The following is a 17,783-nucleotide window of genomic DNA, read 5'->3' as shown; positions in this document are numbered from 1 at the left end:
TTTTAAATATCAAATTAACATCATCATTCTCGCAAGTGAAATATTCCCTCTCTCACATAACCTATGTGGCTAGCCATTAGTTCAGCTTCTTGCTCACTGTGAGTGACCAAAAGTGCAGTTTGCCTTGCATCATGCAAGATATCCCTGACTTCTTGACCTAATCGTTTTCGATTTACAGGGTCAAGACTGGATAGTGGCTCATCAAGCAATAACACCGTTGGTTGAGGTGCTAAAGCCCGTGCCAATGCAATCCGTTGTTGTTGTCCGCCTGACATTTCATGTGGGTAGCGGCGCGCCAGTGGGGAAAGCCCTACCAGTTCAAGCATAGTTTGTACGCGGGATTGCTGGATATCTTTCGGCTGCTTGCGGAGACCAAAAGCGATATTTTGCGCGGCTGTCAGATGAGGAAATAGGGCATAGTCTTGAAAAACCATGCCAACATTACGTTGTTCTGGAGGAAGGCATGTTTTTGGCCCAGCAACACAACGCCCTCCAATATGAATAGCCCCTTGAGATATTGGCTCAAAACCAGCAATAGCACGTAGCACCGTTGTCTTACCACACCCCGATGCCCCAAGTAAGCAAGCTAATTCCCCGGATGCAATATGCATAGAAAAGCCATTGAGTACGTGATGGCGATAATGTTTGTTTCCGTAGGAAACGCAGACATTATTCATAATGAGCGTTAAATCAGGCAATTTTCTAATTCCTCATAACCTTTCTATTATTTCCCATGCGTTTTTAATTGACTGCGAGCCAATAAAACAACAGGAAGTGTTCCAACCATAACGATCATTAATGCGGCTATTGCTCCTTCTTCATAAGTACCTCGGGCCGCTTCAGCATAAAGCGTTGTCGCCAAGGTCTCAAAATTGACAGGCCTCAATAATAGCGTTGCAGGAAGTTCTTTCATTGCGTCAGCGAAAACCAGTAAAGCACTTGTTACCAAAGCAGGGCGCAGCAAAGGCAGATGCACGCGTAAAAAAGTCGTTAATTCATTTTCGCCAAGTAAACGTGATGTTTGTTCCATCACAGGTGGGATTCGGGTTAATCCCGCATCAAGTGAGCCGATGCCAATTGCCATAAAACGCATGGAACAACAGATAACCAACAATATGCCCGAAGAAAGTAGGGGGAGTCCTTGGATGTTGGCCAGCCCTGCAAGTAAGTTGTCAATTGCCATCCCCGGTGTCAACAGACCTATCGCCAGTACAGTGCCGGGAACGGCATAGCCCAATGACGCGATCCTCAATGTTATGCGGCGCCGTTCTGGTGAACGATTCGAGATTGCAGAATGACGGGCATACCAAGCAATAATTAAGCTGAGTAATGTAACAACGGCAGTGACACCCACAGCCAGCAACAATGAGTTTTGCAGTGAATGCATCAGACTGCTAGAGAGCGTCATACTCTCTCCCAGCCGTTTATAGCTTTCCCACCCAAGAAAGAGTGCCGGTGCAACAAAACCAAGCAGGATAGGCAGCCCTGTCATGCAAGTCACCGTCCAAGCTTTAATACCGGCTAATCGCGTTGCCTGTATACCTCTCATTTGTCTGTTTGAACTGTAGCGCTGATTTTTACGGCCGTAATACTCCAGTGTCAGTAGCAGGATAGTGATTGTTAGCATTGTGCAGGCGATTTGTGCCGCAGCGGGCAGATCTGAGCGAGTGACCCAAGTCGTATAAATCGTTACCGTCAACGTATTTACGCCAAGAAATTCAGATGCACCAATATCGTTTAACGTTTCTAATAAGGCCAGGCTGGTTCCAACTACCAAAGCAGGGCGAGCCATGGGCAAAGCGACCCGGAAAAAAGTACCTGTGGGGCCAAGGCCTAACGTTCGTGCAGCTTCCAGTAAATGAGCGGGTTGGTTGATAAACATGGCGCGCATGGTTAGGTAAACATATGGATACAGTACCAAACCGAGCAAAATGATGGCTCCGTTCATAGAGCGTAAATCGGGCAGGCGGAATTGCCGCGGGCTATCGTAGCCTAGAATACCGCGTATAACCTCTTGAATTGGGCCAATCGGATGCAACAAATCTAGCCAAGCAAAAGCAACAATGTAAGTTGGCATAGCCAAGGGCAGCAGTAGTGCCCAGCTAATCAGCCGTTTCCCCGGAAAATCAAAGGCAGTTACCAACCAAGCGCTGCCCGCCCCAATCGAGATAACGAGTATGGCGACACCAACCAAGAGAATTAACGTATTCAAAGCTGCGTCAGGCAAAACGAAATGTATCAAGTGCCCCCAATGAGCGACCCCGGCGTTTGCAGCCAGCCACAACAAAGAAACCAAAGGGGCCAAAATACCCAGCGCAATACATATGGCTGATATGCTGAGCGGAGAAAAAACGAAGCGCGGCCGCAAGAAGGTACCGCGCTTATCCGCTGAATGAGCTTTATTGATCGAAGCCAACTTTATCTACCAATTCGCTAGCTTTCTTACGGTATTTGACAATGTCAGTTAGTGAAAGGTTATCCACTTCAACATTACCTATTACATTGCCTATCGTCTTATCAAGTTTAACGCCTTTGCGGACAGGATATTCATAGTTAGCCTGCGCATAGAGCTGTTGGGCCGGCGCTGAAACGAGATATTCCATCAATTTTATGGCTTGTTCCTTATGTGGTGCATTCTTTGCTACAGCCGCTCCCGATATATTGACGTGGGTTCCGCCATTCTTAAATTTAGGCTGAACAACGTTTATTGCATCACCCCATTTACGGGCATCGGTTCCTTCTTTTGCGTTCTTCATGCGGCCGACATAGTAAGAGTTTGCCAATCCCACATCACAAATGCCGCCCAGAATATCTCGAGCCACATCGCGATCTCCTCCTGTCGCTTTGCGTGAAAGATTGTCTTTCACACCACGCAACCAAGATTCCGTTTTTGCTTCACCATCATGTGCAATCATGGCTGCAATGAGCGCTGTATTATAGGGATGTTGGCCTGCGCGTATGCATACTTTGCCTTTCCATTTTGAGTCAGCGAGATCTTCATAATTAATGTGAGTGATTGGCAGTGATTTTTCTACATAAAGCACGCGAGAGCGCATTGAAAGGCTAAACCAGTGATTATTTTTATCACGCAATTCGGCAGGGATGACCTCGACTAAAGTACGTGATTCAATAGGCTGAGTCACTCCGGCATCAACAAGATCCATGAGATTACCTGCATCAACGGTCATCAGTAAATCGGCGGGAGAATTTTTACCTTCAGCTTTTACTCGTTCTAACATTCCATCTTTAATGAACACCGTGTTTACATTGATGGAAGTTTCTTTTTTGAATTCATCAAGCAATGGTTGAATCAGACCCGGTTCTCGCGTCGTGTAGAGTGTCAGAGAATCCTGAGCAATAGCAGGTAATGCAAAGGAGGCCAGTAATGATGATGACAATGTAAGTAAATATGCTTTTTTACGTATACCTGACAACGTTTTTGACATGTTTTTATCTACCCCGGAATTTAGATGATGCGTAACCTAATGAAAGTATGTATTTTTTATCTAGAGAGTATGATTTTACATGATAATGAGTCTCGTTTGCAATTTCATTCATCAAACAAATTAATCAATTTCTATTGATTACAAAAATAAAAGCCTGAGTGATTAATAACCGAAAAAATATATTAAGGTGGATAATTAGAATTAATTACGATGTTTATATTCGATTATTTTTGTTTTTGCGCTTCTTTTGTCTGTATCTAGATCAATGCAGAAGGTGAGGCTGAGGAAGATAAAACCCATATTAGGTAATTATTTTTAATTTATACGGGCTGTTGTATTTTCTTAGAAAAACTATTTATTGCCGTAGAACGCAACCGCATCCTGAGTACCCACTTTAAGTGCTTATAAGTAAAAATACATTCAATTTGACGCATATATTTATCGGATGTACATTGCAAAACAGATTACAAAGGAGCTGCTATGAAGCCGTTACAATTATTTAAAATATTGAGCGATCAAACGAGACTGGACATCATATTGCTTCTGAAAGCAGCCGGAGAACTGTGTGTTTGTGATATTTATACCGCTTTAAATCTGTCTCAGCCCAAAACATCCCGCCACCTTGCTATGTTGCGAGAATCCGGTTTGCTACTGGATTCAAAACATGGGAAATGGGTTCATTACCGATTATCACCGGCATTATTACCGTGGGTAAAAAACATGATAGATCTGACTTATGCCACAGAGAAAAACAGAGTTTCTCAGTTAATTAATGCGATGGAGACAAAGAAGCCTGTCGGTAGTTGTTCAATTTAAAAAAAATTTAAATTAATATATATGGAAAATCATATATGATGTCATTTTTGTGAAAGTGATATCAACACTGATAAAGCGTGTTGCCATTGTTTCTTGTTAAAAAATGAGCAGGTTGGGATATCAGCACCAAGTCAATTAGCTGATCAATGATCATTCGCGGATAAAAGGCGCTTTTCAGCGTCTTTTAAAAGAGGTTGTTATGCTTATCGCAGCATTAATATTTATTCTAACGATTACTTTTGTTATTTGGCAGCCGAAGGGATTAGGGATTGGCTGGAGTGCGACTCTCGGTGCAATATTAGCCCTGATATTTGGTGTCATCAATTTTCAAGATATTCCCGTTGTCTGGAATATTGTCTGGAATGCAACTGCAACATTCGTTGCCATTATCATTATCAGCCTCCTTTTAGATGAAAGTGGTTTCTTCGAATGGGCGGCTTTACACGTCGCAAAATGGGGCTGTGGGAAAGGGCGATTATTATTCAGCTATATTATTTTGCTGGGTGCAGCAGTCGCCGCCTTATTTGCTAATGATGGAGCGGCGTTAATATTGACTCCGATCGTCATCGCTATGTTATTGGCTTTAGGATTTAACAAAGGAACAACATTGGCGTTTGTCATGGCCGCCGGCTTCATTGCTGATACAGCCAGTTTACCGCTTATTGTCTCCAATCTGGTTAATATCGTTTCTGCTGATTTCTTCAATATTGGCTTTAGTGAATATGCGGCCATCATGATCCCCGTTGACATTGCCGCTATTGTCACAACGTTAATCATGTTGCATTACTTTTTCCGCAAAGACATTCCTCAACAATACGATGTATCAAAACTGGGCAACCCGGCCTTAGCGATTAAGGATATGACAACATTTAAAGCGGGATGGTTTGTATTGGTATCATTATTGGTAGGTTTCTTTGTCTTAGAGCCTTTAGGTATCCCAGTCAGTGCCATTGCTGCAATAGGAGCATTCATGCTTTGGGTCATTGCTTCCAGAGGGCACATTATCAACACAAAGAAAGTGTTACGTGGCGCACCGTGGCAAATTGTGATTTTTTCACTCGGCATGTATTTGGTTGTTTATGGCTTAAGAAATGCCGGGTTGACCAACTATCTTTCAGAAATACTCAATTATCTTGCGGATAAAGGTTTATGGATTGCCACATTAGGTACTGGATTTATCACTGCTTTTTTATCTTCGATTATGAATAATTTGCCAACGGTGTTAATTGGCGCATTATCCATTGAGGGAAGTGAGGCTACCGGATTGATACAGCAAGCAATGGTTTATGCAAATGTCATCGGCGCTGATTTAGGGCCAAAAATCACACCGATTGGAAGTTTAGCAACTTTGTTGTGGTTACATGTTTTATCGCAAAAAAATATGACCATCACATGGGGATATTACTTCAAAACAGGTATTATTATGACCATTCCTGTACTAACAGTAACATTAATCGCTTTAGTGCTTAGGCTTTCACTACTGCAATAAGATAGGATTTAAACAAAGCCGCAGTCACATCAGTAAGAAATTAGTGACTGCGGCTTTTGTGCAATTATCTTCTAGATTTTATGGGTTATTTCCTTTAGCACTGTAATTTATTGGAACCCAACGATAACCATTATTAGCCGCCTTTTTCACATGTCCGAATCCCGGGAATGAAATATGGGCCGCAGCAACCCAATCGCCTGATTTCACTGTCTCTGTCAGAACATTTGCTCGTGTTGAAACTGCCTGTTTTTGGTTGACATCAAAATGAATTGCCACCTCGGGCTCAGGCATCTGAACCGCTTTTGCATGAATGATATCTCCCCAGAAAATCATATGTTGGCCGTGATTGCTGATACGATAAATAACACTGCCGGGAGTATGTCCTGGGGCCGGAATGGCTCTAATCCCGGGGATGATTTCTGCCGGAGCATGAAACTCCTGAAGTTTTCCTGCGTTAATGACAGGGCGCAGGGATAACTCTGATTCTGCAAATGTGTACTGTTGGCTTTTTTCCACTTTACTGATGTTAGTGGGATCTAGCCACCAACTGACATCTTTCTGATCCACATAAACCTTCGCATTAGGGAAAGTCGGTAAGCCGTTGGATTGCACACCGCCAGAATGATCTCCGTGGATATGGGTTAACAGAACAATATCAATATCTTCTGGTAAGAAACCCGCTTCACGCAGATTAGTCAGCAAATGGCCGCCTGCATCTCCCATCAGTGCACCAGCACCGGTATCGACCAGAATAAGTTGCTTACCAGTATTAATAACAAAAGTATTAATAGACGTTTCAGCCAGTGGGGTCATAGCATCTTTGGCCATCTGATTTTTTAATTTTTCCGGTGAAATATGCGTTAGCAATTTATCCAGAGGGATACTTACCGTTCCGTCAGAGACAGCCGTTATCTGCCATTCGCCGAGCATCATCCGGTAATAGCCGGGTGCCTGTTGTTGCGTGACCGGCACAGGTTGGGCGAGCAGAGGGGATGCTGTAAGCAGGCTACCGGTAAGAATTGCAATCAGCGTTATTGCGGTTTTCATTTTCTTTTCCTATCAATATGTTTGACCTGCGCCAGTATTATGAAGATAGTGTTATCAAACAAATTGATTGAATTTATTATGACTATTAATGAAAATAATTTTAGAGGCACGGATCTGAATCTACTGGTTACCTTTATGGTACTTTTCAGGGAGCAGAGTGTTTCTGTTACTGCTGATAAACTTCATTTGGGGCAACCTGCAGTGAGTGCATCACTGGCGCGTTTGCGTAACATGTTCAATGATTCGCTGTTTATCCGCAGCGGGCATCGGATGCTACCTACATATAGAGCGATAGAAATTCACCAAACGATTTTGCCTATAATGGCTCAGTTACAGACCTTCGTTTTTAAATCCGGCGAATTTAGTCCGGCAACGGTACAGGCAACCATTACATTAGGTATGACTGACTGGATTGAAATGCTGTTGATGCCAAAATTATTGCCAACACTTGCCTCTAAAGCTCCGGGGCTCAGAATTAATACTATAGAAAGTGATCCTTTTATAGATGCGCAGCAACTGGAAAAAGGGGCTCTCGATATGGCCATTTCCGTGTCGATGCCGTCAATACAGCATATTTGTAGGCAAACAGTGACCCCGATGAATTTTGTTGTGCTGTGGGATGCTAATCAACTGGCCTTAAAAGCGCCGATGACTGTTGAAAATTATTCTGAACTACAACATGTCATGGTGAGTTATAAATCTGCAAACCGGAGTCAGATAGATAATTTACTGGAATCAAAAGGAGTTTCCCGCAGTGTCGTTTACACAACACCTCATTTTTCCGCCATACCAGGGCTATTGAAAACAATGCCGCTTATCACAACTGTACCGAGTGCATTAGGAAAGCTATGGCAACAAGAGTATGGTTTTGAAAGCAGCCCGTTAATGTTAGATATTCCGTCGTTTGATATCGGCTTATTGTGGCATGAACGTAATAACAGTCATCCGGTTATTATGTGGTTAAAAACAATCATTACTAAAGAATTCAGTTAGAAAATTTTAGAGAGTATAAATATTCCCAAAGATATTTGTATTGTTTTTCTCGGGGCGTTGCGTCCATCAAAATCCACTGGCGCTGGCGGTCGATATATCAAAAGATACTATGTACATAACGGCCCAAAAAAGAGAAGGGGAATCAAAAAGGCCAATCAACAGATTTATGTCCGTCTCATGGATACGTTCCTTTTATTCAATTTAACATAATATAGATTATGCGAACCAACGTAGCTTTTAAAAAAGTACTGAGGTTTAACCCTGAGTACTTGATCTCTCATCCCACTAACCCGACTAAAAACTCACTCTCCAGTGACCACAGTTAGTAAAAATATGCATACATACAATCATGCATTGAAAAAAATCTACCACATGGTAAACACTTATACAAGCACAAAGGCACAATTACATGAATGTTTACCTATAATAAGTCAATATGGTATTTTGATTAATATAAGGCGAACTCAGTTATGTCAACACCTAAGCGAACCACTATGGCTATTGTCGCCGAAAGAAAATTGAAGCTTGAACGGCTAGCAATAGATGCCAGCCATGTGGCTGGAAAATCTATATCATGGACAGATCTTGTTAACCATTTGATTGATAATTATGCAAAGGACGCAGCTAAGGACTTGATCCATGCTGTAAAACAACAAACTGAAAATTAAGATTGGAGTGGCTGGAAAACCCGAAGATACTTTTAGACTACTTTCGTAGTACGGTACTGGAATTTTAGCCTTCCCTACTAGATGGTAAAAAAAGTAGAAAGATGAACAAATCACCTAAAACATCATAACCAATGTAACTACAATCATTCGTAAGGCGGATACATGAGTAAATTTGTATTAAGTACTAATGTGATACCAAAAGAATTTGAGCTTATTGAAATCCATGGATTTACTGAATACACACATAAAATTGAGATCTCGGATAAAGGATTGATTCGAAATATAGCGGAAAGGAATAGAAATGAACATCAAGAAGCATTAGATATTTTTGTTAAAAATTCAGGTAATCAAGGAAATGTGATTTTTGATATAAAGATATCAACTGCAATAGCGCAGTTTAAAAACGGAACATTTCTTTATAAGACCTATTATGGCACGTTAGCTACAGTGGAGAGAAAGTCACATAGTTAAATCTACTCGATGCTAAAGACGAGCCTCACTCGTTTCGGCTGTTACCATTTTGCTGAAACGAGTGAAAAATCTTTTAAGCACCTTACACATTTAATAGCATAAGCTCTCATGTTTAATTCAGTAAAACCATACAAAAGGCTTATTGTGCAAAGGAAATACCATTCCATCAGGATTACAACCGTGCCGTACCTGAGAAAGCAGGCGTTTAACTTCGAGCCGTTCCGGTCTGATTATCATTAAATTTCGATACCAAGATGGTGATTTATCAAACCATCTTGCACAGCTTGCAAACCGTCTTCCCACTCGGCGATAAGACTTCAATCTGCCATTAGGAAGACGATCACGGATTTGATTCTTTACAGACATACAGGATACCTTCTAATTCGTTAAGTTAACTAGAAAATATCAAGTTGCTCATATCCTATAATGTGTATCATAGACGTCAGTCTCGTAAACGATTACGACAACAACCCCAAAAAAGGATTGAACATGTTCAATATAAAAAATAAAAAATTACGAAATCAAGCGATATTACCAGTTATGTTCATGATTGTATTTGGTTTTCTTGCTTTACTATCAATAGCAACAAGTATTTTCAAAGGAAATTTCGGTGGAATTCTTCTATCGGCATTTTTTTCAGTTTTCTTTATTATTGGATTTGCAGGATTGAATAAAGTAAAGAAATTTGATGATTTAATGTCTAAAAAAACGCTTGCAAACTATCTAAAAAATAATGAACTTAATGATATGGATAAAATATCTTGCTCAAACTGTTCATCAAAAAAAATTTCCAACCGAAACCATACAACCAAAGTTTTTCGGGAATTCTATTGCTCTGTATGTGGCGAAACGCTTTATTACGTAGAAAGAAAGGATTTTATTTAAAAATGAACATTTTTAACAATGTTATAGAGTAATAAAATACTGGGAGATCCTATGTTGCCGCTTCAACCCCCTTTAAATGGTAAGGTTTCCCACTACAAAACATATTTAAAAATCCAATGGTTATAAAGATAATAATCAAAAATAGAACACTTATGCTCAAAAAGAAAACAAATGCGCTTAAAAACAAAACAATAAACTCTAATTTGATATTTTTTAAACAGGTATCTTTTACGAATTTAAACTAATAAGCAAAATGGGTGCTAGAGGGAAAATCGCTTTCTGAAGCGTTCCTGACCTCAACGAAATGAAAACCCGTCCCGTACCGTTGAACATTTCTTTTGTCTCCGACCGTTATACACTCTCATTGCTGATAGTCCGCTAAAAGATGGCTTTGCAGGGTGTAAAGTAACGCCCGTCAAAAAAACGACGGGCTTTGTCCGCATTTCCCGTCAAAGTCCCTCCTTTTGTCTCGGCGGCTGGCCAAAGCGTCCCCAATAACTCTGTCGAGCCGCCTTCCATGCCCTAAAGGGCATTTTAAATTCACACCTAACCTGAGCACTTTCTTACGTCAAAATTTTCACGTAACAACGTAATTCATTCCTTATTCCGCTCGGCGTTCCTGAACCTCATCGGATCAAAACCGCTTTCAGTTTTATTCCTGTTCATCGCGCCTGACATTCCCAAGCAGAAAAAGCCTGCCTCCTCACACCGTTGCGGGGGCGGCTTTTTCTGCTCGTTAACGTCAGAGCATTTTTACCTGTAACAAGACAACGATATCGGTCTTAGTATTCGCTTTCGATTTGCCGGTTAAAAAACCCTTCGGCAGAAAACTCAATCCGGTTTCTCCCTCTTCAATTTTATTTTCCGCCAAACCGCCCAACACAATGATCTCGCCACTTTTGACCGAAACATCGGTCGTAATATCACGCTTAATCAAGGTCGGTGACTGGTTCACACCTGTCTCTGTTTTCACAAAATTCGACAGTTGCTGCCGTATCTTCAAATCAATGGTCTCACTCTTCACCAAAGGCTGAATATCAAAAATTACCCCGCTGGAACGGTATTCAACCGCCTGAACGGGGCGCCCATCCTGATAAGTCACACTGGACAGAACCGGCACATCAGAACCCACGCTAAAGTTTCCTTTTGAGCCGGATTTAACTCGCAAGGTCGGGCTGCTGACCACATGGAAACGCTGGTCAGTACGGAATAATTCAATCATCGCATCCAAATTACCCGCATTAATGGTGATAAAGTTCTCATAATTCTGCTTGGTGCCGATGTTGATCCCCAGCTTACCCGATAATAATTTGGCTAACAGATTGATTCCACTGCCTTCTTTTTCAATATCCTGCACCTCAAAAACATAACCGGTCACCACAACTTCACGTGAAGGCGTATCAACCGCACTTAACACACTCTGTACCCGTGTGATTTCATCCTTAACCCCATAAAAAACCAGTTTATCCCCGCTGGCTGACACTTCCCCTTCTGCTTTCAAAAAGCCCTGTAAATACTCGACATCACGATGAACGGGACTATAAACGAAACTCTGCTTAATCACTTTCGGCTCAGGCGGTTTTACCTTAACCAAATAAACAACCCCTTGTTTCTCATGAACATTGATATTCATATTCTGAAAATAGCGGACAATAAATTGGTTAAAGTCTTGCTTGTCTGTCGCATGAAAACTTATCAGGCTGGGATCACTGGCCAGATTCGGATCCAGCATATAGGGCTTTTGCAATACTTCATCGTAAATCAAGGCAATCGCCTTAGGCAAAGGCACAGCATCCAGCTTGAAATTGACATTTTTCGCCTGAACAGAAACCGCAAAGAAAAACACAATCCATATCCATTTGCTCACTGTAATCCCCCTGAATAATAATTGACTAACTGACCGTCAATCTCACCCTGCAAAAGCCGCCCGCTATATTGAAACTGACTTCTGGGTTCAAGGCGCAATCGACCCTGTTTATCTGCAAGGATCACATACGCCTTACCTTCACGAATTAGTTCACCAGTAATACGCCATTTTTCCGACAAAACTAAATTGCCTTTACTAATAGGCAAATTAACTACCAAATTTGAAGAGTTATTTGTTGAATTAACAAATTCTTGTTGTTTTGATGCGGTTTTATCAGAATAAGCAACCAACCCATAATATATGGATAAGAAGATTAAAACCGGTACTGAAATGATAAACGTAAGTACCCGAGTAGAAGAAAAAACAGATTGGCGTTTATCTGTCATTAAAGTAACTGGATTACTACCTTCAACGGATTTATAAAGTTCAAAAATCGCCTTATCGTATTTTTCCTGAAAATAATTCATACGATTAGATTTAGTGATTTTTGTACCCTGAAAAACATCAACCCTATAAGAATTTCGCCAACCTATTGAAACGTGTTTTTGCATTCGGTAAGTTGTATCAATACGCGCTTTAAGAAAACGGGGGATATCAGTAACTGACTGATTAATAACAATTAAATCAGACATTACACCCGTATCTTTATTGATAAAATGACCATGTTCAGCAATAAACGAACGGTGATTTTTAGGAATATCTTTATCACTACCCCAAACCCGCCAAACCTCATCAATGACAACCAAATCGCCAGCCTGACAAAAGGTTGACTGATTTTCCATTGACGGTAAAAAATGTTCATCTAAACATTGGTTATTATCAACAAGCACCAGAGAACCCAATTTCTCCGGTGTTAATCGTTTATACTGTTTCAAACAGTACGCTTTGATTTTTTCTTCATTCAAGCCATAAATATTAGAAATTACACGGCGACCATGAGCTATCGAAGGCACAATGACAGATTTCACCACTTCATAAGATTTACCAGAACGGGGTAAGCCTACATAAGCAGTAATCGGCATAAAATTCTCCTTAACCGATTATCGGTAATCTACGGATAATAAAGCGTGTCACCATTGCCGATATCACCAATGGAACGCCCAGAGGAAACTGTAATAAATTCAAAAAATACCAGATAGCATCAGGTAAAGAGCCAAAAAGCTCCGCTAAATTTATTGAGTTAGGCAAAAACCAATCGATAATAATCGGGATAAATTCCGTTGTAATATAAAATAACGCAAAGAATAAAAAAAACTTGGCGACAATACCCTTAAAAACAAAACCCAACCCCTCACCCAGCAATATCTTTAATAAACGGCCCATATTATATTACCCCTAGGCACTTAATAATTTACGAAGCGAAATAAACCCCCAGACTAATGAAAATACCGACTCAATAACTCCCTTGTTTTCTTCAATTAGCGGGCAATGCGAGTCGATTTTTCCCTGATAACGCATATAGGAAATGTTGATATCCCAGACCGGACATTGGGCTGGACGAGATGGTAAACTGAAATTCTGTAAAAAAGGAAAAAAAGATTTATACGGCAATAATATTTGTTCCGCCGTTGGCATGTCTAAATCTGGGTACTTAACATCACCATCAATATCATTATCTTTATTTTCATCATCCCCTTTATTCTTATCGTTAATATCAGGTTTCGATAAATTCGATAGTTCCTTACTTAACGCTTCTTTAGTTTTAATATCGTTATACGGTTCAACGGGCTTCAATAATTCCGTGAGCGGAATAACATCCGTTTTTAACGCCGCCTTAATTTCGGCTTCCGTCACCGGATTTGTAGTATTAAACGGGATACCTTTGTAATCCGAATTCAAGCTCGTTTCCATCAGCAACGCATTCACCATATCAGCAACCTGCTTTGCGGTGACAAATTTATCCTTGGCATCATTCACATCAACCGATGCGGATTCTTGTTCAAATTTAGCATCATGATAAGACGGGTTTAACTTCAGTACGCGGGTATACGCTCTCTCTTCATTTCGCCAATCCCCTGAGTAAGTTTTTAATTCGACATCATAAGCCGCGGATACCCGAAAAACCTTGCCTTCCTGGTCAATTTTCAAATCCCGTAAATTAGAAAATCGGCAATTCCCCTCAATGCAGGTATTCGACAATAACCCTTTTTTTAAATCATAAATAAAAGATTCATTCGCTAAGGAATCCAGATCATTGGAAAAAAGATACGGCCGCACGCCGCCCGCCCCAATAGCAACCATATACCGATAGTTAACCATATTGGCCTCATCAGAAAGTAAGACCTGTCTGTCTGACGAGATTTTGACATCACGGATAACATCAGGAACGCGGAGCTGTTCAGCCACAAACGCAAAAGTGGCCACGCCGCCCGCAGTTTTTAATACGCTTTTGTTTTTCGCTAAATTCAGAATAGTGGAAGATAAACTGCGTCGAGTGTTGTTAACCAGTGTCAAATAAACGGCATCATTCGCCGCACCCTGTAATGCCCGAGACGCCACAACGCGAGTGATCCCCGTCCTGATTAAATTCTGGCCTAATAACCCGACCACGACGGGCACAAAAGCGTAAGTCAATAACGGTGTAAATATGAATATAAAAATAACAATAAACAGCCCATTAAATTTTTTCATTCCGTTTACTCTAATAGGTTGTCAGCCCCTGTATAACCGCCCATCCACATAATACCCCGGTGAAAAAGCTCATTAATTCCCACATAAAAACCTCTGAAAAGGGGCAATAAAAGCCCCTGCCCATTAAAACGAATTAAGCATGCGAGCTACTTTTTTAATTCCCATAACCACGACAGCCACACCCATCACTGTTCCTGCCACAGAGACAACACCTGTAATAATTGGAGCAACATCAATCTGCTTTGCTAACATAGCAAAATAATTCACGTTTTGAGGTTCACCCTCAGCAGCAAAAGCGGAGGAACTCAATATACTCACAGCCAATAAACCGGATTTCAAATAAGCAGAAGAAACAATATTTTTAATATTCATAAGATACCTATAAATTAACCATTTTAATTATTCGCCCTAATCCATAACCTAATACATAAAAGATTAAGACAAGCCCTAAACCCGCACCCAGAATATTCATATCGAAATTTCCCAAAGGCGGATTATCTGAAATTACCGAAGATTTTAATTTAATTACTTCCGTTTTCGGTAATTTCAAAGTCACATCACTACAACCATTCTCATGACAAATTTTGGTTTTAATTTCGGCATAGTCATTCACAAACAACCATTCCTAAAGATTCATCTATATCTTAATTAAGTGCTTCACAGTTTCCATCGGTACATAAAAAACATTCCGTTGATTAATTATTTTTTATTACTGATTAATGGCTTTCCATCAAATCGCTGGATTGAGCCAGAGACATATTGATACCAGACACCATTATTGTCCCGTGATGTTGCCCACGAACTCGGTAAAAATGAGACATAAACAGGTTGTTCTGAAATGTCCGCTTCAATGGATTTAAGAAAGAAATAATCTTCTTTAGAACAAACATATTTACGAAACTCAGTTGTTCTTACCTTTAACTTATGATCATCAAATGGCACCGCCAATACAAAACCAAATTTTTCTTTTTGCTTAAGCTCTTTCGTACCATCAGGTGCTAAAAATTCCTTTTCTTCAACATCTGAAAGCACGTGAGAAAAGTGTCCGCCTTGAACTGCCATTGATTTAAAACCATCAGGCATAGCATGTTTATACTGGTAACGATCTACATAATTCTGAATCATATTTTCATCTCTCTATTTGGCGACAGTTATTGTCACGAGTCCAAGGAAAACAAAGCGGTCGCAAGGCTCGTGCCTCACCTTGTGACCGCTTTGTTTTCAAAAGACACCATAAAAAACACGCCACGCTCTCTTTTGTGAACAAAAAGCAAGCAGCGCTGACCGGCAATAACGATGCAGCATCCCTGCAACGCAATAGCGTATCTATCCGGATATACATTGCATACAAAGAAAAACACATCATGAATGAGTGCCTTCCAATAAACTCTTCAAACGCTTACCGTTCTCCGGTTCATAATCATCTTCAAAATCATCAGAACCTTGATCGAGACAATCTAAAAATTCCTGATTTAAGGTGTTTTCATCTGCGCGTAAAAATTCCAACACAAGGCGATCTGCTTCATTCATTCTTCTAACCTCACAATTTGTAAAACGAGTTATAAAAACATGGTGATGAAAGGTAAAACCATAAACAGCTTTATTTGCGGTTTCTTCGTAGCAATTCTTTTTTTCTTCACCATCAATAACCTGAGTAAGGTAATAAGGCTTCACCACAAAATCCGAGAAAAAACCGCCGCTTAATTCTATATAACGTAAAAAATTGCCATCATCAGCAGCAAGGCGTAATTCTTCGAGTTCACTTTTTTCATCATCAGTAAAATGCTCCAATGAAATATCACCTTTTTTCAATGGATGGCGCAAACACCGTAATTGGCGATAAACAGTCACACTGGGGCAGCCGAAGAATTGGAAAAGTCGAATTCCTGAAACGCGCGACCAGACAGAAACACGCTGTACAGCATTCTGAAATGAGGCTCCTGAATATTTATCATTCAGCCCTGAAATGCCTTTAGAATCCTCAAATCCTGCCATTTTAGTGATGTATTTAATGATATAAGAGAAACCATCACCCTTTTCAGGATCAACCGGCGTCACTTTTATACGGTGCTGTTTCGCCCCCTTCTCATCTGGTGAATCTCTAAATGCTTCCTCTTTAAAAATCGATAGAACTGTATCTAAATGCTCAGTTTGAGAATAAAACAATATATTCCAGTGAACACAGCCATCAGCATGAGGCTCAACTGTTCTCAATCCTGGAATAGTGATATTGAGTTTATCCAAGCGCTTACGGACACGAGTGAAAGTGTCTAGCAACCATTGATGTGAATCACGAATAGTAGGCATTCCATTTTCAATCCATTGTGGGTTTTCAACATGAAAAGCCTTACCTGTTTTACTGTTCTTCACGGTCCTGACTGAATGAAAACGAGAAGGACAGGTCAATACAATAAAGTAACCTTGCAAACCCATATTTTCAGCTAGTGAACAAACCCCTTTTGCCCTAACTATCAGTTCGACAACTCGATTTTTGCGATTGGAAACAGAGGAATCAAACGCTTCTTTTAGGCTGCAAACCAATTTATCATCTGCATCAAAAATCCCCATTGCTTCGAGAAAACGCAATGTTTTAGCGTCCTTACGTTTATAATGTGAAAGTAGCCAGTCAGAGGAATAAGGTTTTAATGGTGAGAGCATCATCAAGATACGGGAGATCTCAAGTACTCTGGTAAGCCGTTGTCGATCCAAGAAGCGACGAACAAAATAAGGATTCATAAAACGCAGAACAACGCCTAATTCCTTATGTGTGCTGACCAAATTTAACACGGTATTAGCAGGGAAATTAAAATCCTGTTCTACACGGTTCGTGATAACTTGAATAAAGGCATGGCAAAAAACATCCCTATCACCAGAAGATTCAAACCAAGACCATAAAGGCGAGCCAGATAATGACTGAACAAGATCATCAGCTACCAGTTGTAAATCTTCATCTGAACCGAAAAGGTTAATGCCTTTTCCTTTGCCGTCTGGAGTAACAAACGCCAAAGAATAAGCCATTTCTAGCCTCTCTACCGCTTTCTCAACGCCTAACACCTTAACTAAACTACAAACAGCTTGCGCGACAGACAAAGAAAAAGAACCGAAACCAGAGGTTAAATAAGCAACATACATGCGCCAATCAAAAGAAAATTCAGGTAATGAATCAGCTTCAAACAAAAAAATGATTTGGTGAACGCGAGAATCAAGAGAAGGCAAAAACGCCCCTTCTTGCTCTCCAAATATTTGAATATAACGCTGTCGAGAAAACAAATAATGCCGTTTTGACTGATTGAAACGGGCGATGTTCTGTTGATATTCAGGTTGGGATTGTAAAGGCTTATGTTGACGGTGAAATGAACCAAAATAATCATTGTAGGCATTCAAAAACTGAATACCCAATTCAGCACGGTCTGAATTTGAATAAACAACGCTCATAATACCTCTTGTACTAGTTCAGGTGGACAAGGGGT

Annotated in this window: 19 protein-coding genes; 6 read left to right on the top strand and 13 right to left on the bottom strand. The window is 40.5% G+C overall.

All coding sequences use genetic code 11. The annotated features are described in order from the left end of the window. Positions 1–23 precede the first annotated feature (23 nt). Genes FE392_RS04090 through FE392_RS04080 form a run of 3 tightly spaced genes read right to left on the bottom strand, consistent with a single transcriptional unit; the run spans position 24 to position 3,446 of the window. On the bottom strand, positions 24–677 hold the full coding sequence (locus tag FE392_RS04090; RefSeq protein WP_439153461.1) for an ABC transporter ATP-binding protein: 654 nt from the start codon (positions 675–677) through the stop codon (positions 24–26). Between the two features lie 47 nt (positions 678–724). Further along, entirely contained in the window at positions 725–2,416 is a 1,692-nt protein-coding gene (locus tag FE392_RS04085; protein ID WP_319928958.1) for an ABC transporter permease, read from the bottom strand. Beyond that, positions 2,400–3,446 carry an extracellular solute-binding protein gene (locus tag FE392_RS04080; protein WP_319928957.1) on the bottom strand — a complete coding sequence of 349 codons (1,047 nt, stop codon included), beginning with the start codon at positions 3,444–3,446 and terminating at the stop codon, positions 2,400–2,402. The genes FE392_RS04085 and FE392_RS04080 overlap by 17 nt, the downstream gene beginning before the upstream one ends. A 480-nt stretch (positions 3,447–3,926) precedes the next feature. On the opposite strand from FE392_RS04080, the gene FE392_RS04075 reads away from it, so the two are divergent. Then, entirely contained in the window at positions 3,927–4,262 is a 336-nt protein-coding gene (locus tag FE392_RS04075; RefSeq protein WP_319928956.1) for a metalloregulator ArsR/SmtB family transcription factor, read from the top strand. Between the two features lie 199 nt (positions 4,263–4,461). Then, positions 4,462–5,751 (top strand): arsenic transporter, encoded by a 1,290-nt coding sequence (locus tag FE392_RS04070; protein ID WP_319928955.1) that lies wholly within the window; start codon positions 4,462–4,464, stop codon positions 5,749–5,751. A gap of 78 nt (positions 5,752–5,829) precedes the next feature. Here FE392_RS04070 and FE392_RS04065 read toward each other — a convergent pair whose 3' ends face one another. Beyond that, complete coding sequence (locus tag FE392_RS04065; protein WP_319928954.1) at positions 5,830–6,798, bottom strand: MBL fold metallo-hydrolase; 969 nt, start codon at positions 6,796–6,798, stop codon at positions 5,830–5,832. 78 nt (positions 6,799–6,876) lie between these two features. On the opposite strand from FE392_RS04065, the gene FE392_RS04060 reads away from it, so the two are divergent. The 3 genes from FE392_RS04060 to FE392_RS04050 all read left to right on the top strand — a co-directional run bounded on the left by FE392_RS04060 (position 6,877) and on the right by FE392_RS04050 (position 8,930). After that, complete coding sequence (locus FE392_RS04060) at positions 6,877–7,791, top strand: LysR family transcriptional regulator (protein WP_319928953.1); 915 nt, start codon at positions 6,877–6,879, stop codon at positions 7,789–7,791. A gap of 470 nt (positions 7,792–8,261) precedes the next feature. After that, positions 8,262–8,459: a hypothetical protein gene (locus tag FE392_RS04055; protein ID WP_319928952.1), complete on the top strand. Its 198-nt coding sequence runs from the start codon at positions 8,262–8,264 to the stop codon at positions 8,457–8,459. A gap of 162 nt (positions 8,460–8,621) precedes the next feature. Then, on the top strand, positions 8,622–8,930 hold the full coding sequence (locus FE392_RS04050; protein WP_319928951.1) for a hypothetical protein: 309 nt from the start codon (positions 8,622–8,624) through the stop codon (positions 8,928–8,930). A 117-nt stretch (positions 8,931–9,047) separates the two neighbouring features. Here the strand turns inward: FE392_RS04050 and FE392_RS04045 are convergent, their stop codons facing one another. Beyond that, a complete protein-coding gene (locus tag FE392_RS04045) occupies positions 9,048–9,296 on the bottom strand; it encodes a hypothetical protein (protein ID WP_319928950.1) in 249 nt (82 codons plus the stop codon). Between the two features lie 123 nt (positions 9,297–9,419). Between FE392_RS04045 and FE392_RS04040 the strand changes: the two genes are divergently transcribed. Next, positions 9,420–9,815, top strand: coding sequence for a hypothetical protein (locus FE392_RS04040; RefSeq protein ID WP_319928949.1), 396 nt, complete (start codon positions 9,420–9,422; stop codon positions 9,813–9,815). Positions 9,816–10,557: 742 nt separating this feature from the next. On the opposite strand, the gene FE392_RS04035 is transcribed toward FE392_RS04040, so the two are convergent. The 8 genes from FE392_RS04035 to FE392_RS04000 all read right to left on the bottom strand — a co-directional run bounded on the left by FE392_RS04035 (position 10,558) and on the right by FE392_RS04000 (position 17,748). After that, positions 10,558–11,682 carry a type II secretion system protein GspD gene (locus tag FE392_RS04035; RefSeq protein ID WP_319928948.1) on the bottom strand — a complete coding sequence of 375 codons (1,125 nt, stop codon included), beginning with the start codon at positions 11,680–11,682 and terminating at the stop codon, positions 10,558–10,560. Next, positions 11,679–12,704, bottom strand: a complete 1,026-nt coding sequence (locus FE392_RS04030) for a zonular occludens toxin family protein (RefSeq protein ID WP_319928947.1) — start codon at positions 12,702–12,704, stop codon at positions 11,679–11,681. The genes FE392_RS04035 and FE392_RS04030 overlap by 4 nt, the downstream gene beginning before the upstream one ends. 10 nt (positions 12,705–12,714) lie before the next feature. Continuing rightward, positions 12,715–13,005 carry a DUF2523 family protein gene (locus tag FE392_RS04025; protein WP_319928946.1) on the bottom strand — a complete coding sequence of 97 codons (291 nt, stop codon included), beginning with the start codon at positions 13,003–13,005 and terminating at the stop codon, positions 12,715–12,717. Positions 13,006–13,017: 12 nt separating this feature from the next. Then, positions 13,018–14,313 carry a hypothetical protein gene (locus tag FE392_RS04020; protein WP_319928945.1) on the bottom strand — a complete coding sequence of 432 codons (1,296 nt, stop codon included), beginning with the start codon at positions 14,311–14,313 and terminating at the stop codon, positions 13,018–13,020. Positions 14,314–14,436: 123 nt separating this feature from the next. Next, on the bottom strand, positions 14,437–14,685 hold the full coding sequence (locus FE392_RS04015) for a hypothetical protein (protein WP_319928944.1): 249 nt from the start codon (positions 14,683–14,685) through the stop codon (positions 14,437–14,439). Between the two features lie 7 nt (positions 14,686–14,692). Then, complete coding sequence (locus FE392_RS04010) at positions 14,693–14,926, bottom strand: hypothetical protein (protein WP_319928943.1); 234 nt, start codon at positions 14,924–14,926, stop codon at positions 14,693–14,695. Between the two features lie 86 nt (positions 14,927–15,012). Beyond that, the gene (locus tag FE392_RS04005) at positions 15,013–15,438 is read right to left on the bottom strand and encodes a hypothetical protein (protein ID WP_319928942.1); all 426 of its coding nucleotides are present in this window, start codon (positions 15,436–15,438) and stop codon (positions 15,013–15,015) included. Between the two features lie 237 nt (positions 15,439–15,675). Continuing rightward, positions 15,676–17,748, bottom strand: a complete 2,073-nt coding sequence (locus tag FE392_RS04000; RefSeq protein ID WP_319928941.1) for a replication endonuclease — start codon at positions 17,746–17,748, stop codon at positions 15,676–15,678. Between the last annotated feature and the right edge of the window lie 35 nt (positions 17,749–17,783).

This window comes from Xenorhabdus santafensis (assembly GCF_033949405.1).
Lineage (GTDB): Bacteria > Pseudomonadota > Gammaproteobacteria > Enterobacterales > Enterobacteriaceae > Xenorhabdus > Xenorhabdus santafensis.
This window is presented reverse-complemented; position numbering and strand designations above follow the sequence as displayed.

Bases quoted from the DNA above. Each gene is read 5' to 3' on its own strand.
- FE392_RS04090 (WP_439153461.1), bottom strand. From the start codon at position 677: ATGAATAATGTCTGCGTTTCCTACGGAAACAAACATTATCGCCATCAC.
- FE392_RS04080 (WP_319928957.1), bottom strand. From the start codon at position 3,446: ATGTCAAAAACGTTGTCAGGTATACGTAAAAAAGCATATTTACTTACA.
- FE392_RS04075 (WP_319928956.1), top strand. From the start codon at position 3,927: ATGAAGCCGTTACAATTATTTAAAATATTGAGCGATCAAACGAGACTG.
- FE392_RS04070 (WP_319928955.1), top strand. From the start codon at position 4,462: ATGCTTATCGCAGCATTAATATTTATTCTAACGATTACTTTTGTTATT.
- FE392_RS04065 (WP_319928954.1), bottom strand. From the start codon at position 6,798: ATGAAAACCGCAATAACGCTGATTGCAATTCTTACCGGTAGCCTGCTT.
- FE392_RS04060 (WP_319928953.1), top strand. From the start codon at position 6,877: ATGACTATTAATGAAAATAATTTTAGAGGCACGGATCTGAATCTACTG.
- FE392_RS04055 (WP_319928952.1), top strand. From the start codon at position 8,262: ATGTCAACACCTAAGCGAACCACTATGGCTATTGTCGCCGAAAGAAAA.
- FE392_RS04050 (WP_319928951.1), top strand. From the start codon at position 8,622: ATGAGTAAATTTGTATTAAGTACTAATGTGATACCAAAAGAATTTGAG.
- FE392_RS04045 (WP_319928950.1), bottom strand. From the start codon at position 9,296: ATGTCTGTAAAGAATCAAATCCGTGATCGTCTTCCTAATGGCAGATTG.
- FE392_RS04040 (WP_319928949.1), top strand. From the start codon at position 9,420: ATGTTCAATATAAAAAATAAAAAATTACGAAATCAAGCGATATTACCA.
- FE392_RS04030 (WP_319928947.1), bottom strand. From the start codon at position 12,704: ATGCCGATTACTGCTTATGTAGGCTTACCCCGTTCTGGTAAATCTTAT.
- FE392_RS04025 (WP_319928946.1), bottom strand. From the start codon at position 13,005: ATGGGCCGTTTATTAAAGATATTGCTGGGTGAGGGGTTGGGTTTTGTT.
- FE392_RS04020 (WP_319928945.1), bottom strand. From the start codon at position 14,313: ATGAAAAAATTTAATGGGCTGTTTATTGTTATTTTTATATTCATATTT.
- FE392_RS04015 (WP_319928944.1), bottom strand. From the start codon at position 14,685: ATGAATATTAAAAATATTGTTTCTTCTGCTTATTTGAAATCCGGTTTA.
- FE392_RS04005 (WP_319928942.1), bottom strand. From the start codon at position 15,438: ATGATTCAGAATTATGTAGATCGTTACCAGTATAAACATGCTATGCCT.
- FE392_RS04000 (WP_319928941.1), bottom strand. From the start codon at position 17,748: ATGAGCGTTGTTTATTCAAATTCAGACCGTGCTGAATTGGGTATTCAG.